Annotated in this window: 3 protein-coding genes and 1 pseudogene; 2 read left to right on the top strand and 2 right to left on the bottom strand. The window is 52.2% G+C overall.

The genetic code is table 11. The annotated features are described in order from the left end of the window. Together H4J77_RS19325 and H4J77_RS19320 are read right to left on the bottom strand one after the other, a co-directional pair. The coding region (locus H4J77_RS19325; protein WP_182249808.1) for a transposase at positions 1 to 100 on the bottom strand (100 nt) is incomplete at its 3' end. 126 nt (positions 101 to 226) lie between these two features. After that, positions 227 to 1,141, bottom strand: a complete 915-nt coding sequence (locus tag H4J77_RS19320) for a cation diffusion facilitator family transporter (RefSeq protein WP_016916432.1) — start codon at positions 1,139 to 1,141, stop codon at positions 227 to 229. 204 nt (positions 1,142 to 1,345) lie between these two features. On the opposite strand from H4J77_RS19320, the gene H4J77_RS19315 reads away from it, so the two are divergent. Both H4J77_RS19315 and H4J77_RS19310 read left to right on the top strand, forming a co-directional pair. Continuing rightward, a complete protein-coding gene (locus tag H4J77_RS19315) occupies positions 1,346 to 2,266 on the top strand; it encodes a bile acid:sodium symporter family protein (protein WP_027957952.1) in 921 nt (306 codons plus the stop codon). A 199-nt stretch (positions 2,267 to 2,465) separates the two neighbouring features. Further along, a pseudogene (locus H4J77_RS19310) lies at positions 2,466 to 2,601 on the top strand (IS3 family transposase); the annotation flags it as partial.

The following is a 2,601-nucleotide window of genomic DNA, read 5'->3' as shown; positions in this document are numbered from 1 at the left end:
GAGAAGTACAAGCCTGGGGAATGCTATATCCTTGATCAAGCACCAGGCTGGCTGCCTCCTGCTTGAACTCGGGTGAAAAAGTGCGTCGTTTCCTGGTCATCTGACACCTCGCTTAGGGTGGCGATTTTACCACCTACGTTGGTGTCCGGGATTAGTAGACCACTACAAATCGCTATGGGAGTAAGCCGCTCGCTACCTACCTGAGCCGGGAGTCGGCCTCGGTCTATCACTCGTGCCCATATAGATTGGCATTTTGATGCGCGTGGTCACTATGCTCAAACTCTAGGCTGGAATGAGCAATACTGAAGCGCATTTTAAGCTGCTCCTTGATCTCTGCTTTGACGGATTCAAGCTGCTGCCAGCCGGTTTCTGTCAGAACCACGTGGCAGTCAAGGGCTGCCATGTTTTCCTGCATCTGCCATAGATGCACATGGTGAATATCCTGGACTCCCTCGATATCTCGTACGGTCTCAACGACTGCCTGCCCGTCAATGTCCGGGGGAGATCCCAGCATTAGCGTACGGATAGGGCCGCCAATTTCAGAGAAGGCTAGGTAAAGAATATATAGCGCAATCCCTATCGTGATCGCGGGGTCCACCCAGCGCATGTCGTACAGTAAAATAAGCGAACCACCGATAATCACGGCGATGGAGGCAAACGCATCCGATAAGTTATGCAGAAAAAGGGCGCGGATATTGACACTCTCTTTTTGCATTGACCACGTGAGCATGGCGGTAAGGGCATCGACGACGAGCGCGACGCCACCAATAATCACGATCGTCCATCCCTCTATCTCAGGGGGATCGACCATCCGCATAGCGCCTTCGTAAATCAGGTAGACACCGACAATAATGAGGGTGGTGTAATTGATGAGTGCTGCCACTATCTCGATGCGGCCATAGCCAAAGGTCATATGCGCATCGGCAGGCCGTCTGGCGATTTTACGAGCAGCAAAGGCAATGACTAATGCTGCCATGTCAGAAAAGTTATGTAACGCATCAGCGATCAGCGATAGGCTCCCCGCCATAATGCCACCGACGATTTGTGCGATGGTTAAGAGCCCATTGGCCCAAATGGAGATGCTGACGCGCCGGTCGCCAGAGGCAGGATCAATGTGGGGATGATCATGATGATGTCCCATCTGTTACCTTCTCTCGAATTATCTGTTCTTGGTACTATAAAACCTCTAGCAACTAAAGCTTCAACCCTTGAGCATTATCTATTTGCATCGCTGGATTGGGAAGCACGTCCCTAGCTACCAAGGAGCCTTTGTGTGCTGGGCCGAAGGTGATCATGTTTTAGGTGCGGGGCTCAATCCACTTCAACCGGTAACGTCCAATCCACCATGGGTAGATTCATTTATTTTGTCGAGGCGCACCTTGTCTGGTTTGTAATCGTCGTCGCGGGGGGAGGCTTACTCTTTCCGGCCACCGGAATAATGCTTAAGTTCGCGATTGGGCCATTACTGGCATTACTGATGTTGATTATCAGCCTCACATTCGATGCGCATGCAGTGCGCATCGTGTTCCGAAAGCCGTCACGGCAGTTGTTGGCATTGGGGCTGGTCTATGGGCCTATGTCGATTGCCGGGTGGCTAACGGGCCGTCTATTTTTTGGAAGCGGCCCGCTGGCTGCTGGCCAAACCTTGCTCGGCACGCTGCCGACAGATGTGTCTTCTCCTCTTTTGGTACTGATGGCGAAAGGCAATGTGGCGCTTGCCGCTGTTTTCAACGCAGTCAACACCGCGTTATGTCCGTTTATTGTTCCCTTCCTGTTTTTATGGCTCACCGGCCTTCAGTTAGACGTGCCGCTTGGATCAATTATTCTTGAATTAACACTAATCGTGCTTCTTCCTACCGTGATTGGGGTCAGCTTGCGTACAAGGTTCTCGGCTTTCTTTGCACGGCATGATTCAGCGTATGCAGGGATAGGGTCGATTCTGTATCTGCTGATCCTACTCGCCGTGGTCGGGCCGAATGCCACCACGATCATTGGCTATGGCTGGTATGCGTTTGTGATTGCGGGCGCGGCCCTGTGCCTCAATTTGATTGGGTACCTGGTAGGTATGTCCTCACGGTTACTCACCTCTGATCGCAAAGAGGTGATTACCTATCTTTTCACGGTCAGTAAAAAGGAATTCAGCATCGCTGCAGCGTTTGTCGCTGCTTCTGGCTTGCCATCAGAGATCGCAATTCCAGCCGCTTTTTTTGCCGTGATTCAAATGATCACTTCGCCCATCGCAGCGAAGATCCTCGCCCGCCACTGAAGGGATGGCCGTATCGGCTCTTCGTCAGAAGAGCAACCTGCACACGGGGTGTACAGGTTGCTCTTACCGACAAAACAGACACCGCTACTCATAAAGGTGGCAAATAGTACCTATGCTAAGTCACTGCGACCAATACTGACCTTGCTAAATGAACCGCCCCGGGTTTCGCGGAGGCTTCAACTCCTGAGAAGATGAAGCCATGAACAAAACAAACAAGTTTTCCCCTGAAGTCCGTGAACGAGCCGTGCGGATGGTGCAAGAGCATCGCGGCGACTATCCCTCGCTGTGGTCGGCGGTCGAGTCGATTGCACCCAAGATCGGCTGCGTACCCCAAA

This window comes from Pseudomonas sp. 5Ae-yellow (assembly GCF_014077575.1).
Lineage (GTDB): Bacteria > Pseudomonadota > Gammaproteobacteria > Pseudomonadales > Pseudomonadaceae > Halopseudomonas > Halopseudomonas neustonica.
This window is presented reverse-complemented; position numbering and strand designations above follow the sequence as displayed.

What these genes read in the sequence shown, in the direction of transcription:
- H4J77_RS19320 (WP_016916432.1), bottom strand. Translation starts at nt 1,141, where the DNA reads ATGGGACATCATCATGATCATCCCCACATTGATCCTGCCTCTGGCGAC.
- H4J77_RS19315 (WP_027957952.1), top strand. Translation starts at nt 1,346, where the DNA reads ATGGGTAGATTCATTTATTTTGTCGAGGCGCACCTTGTCTGGTTTGTA.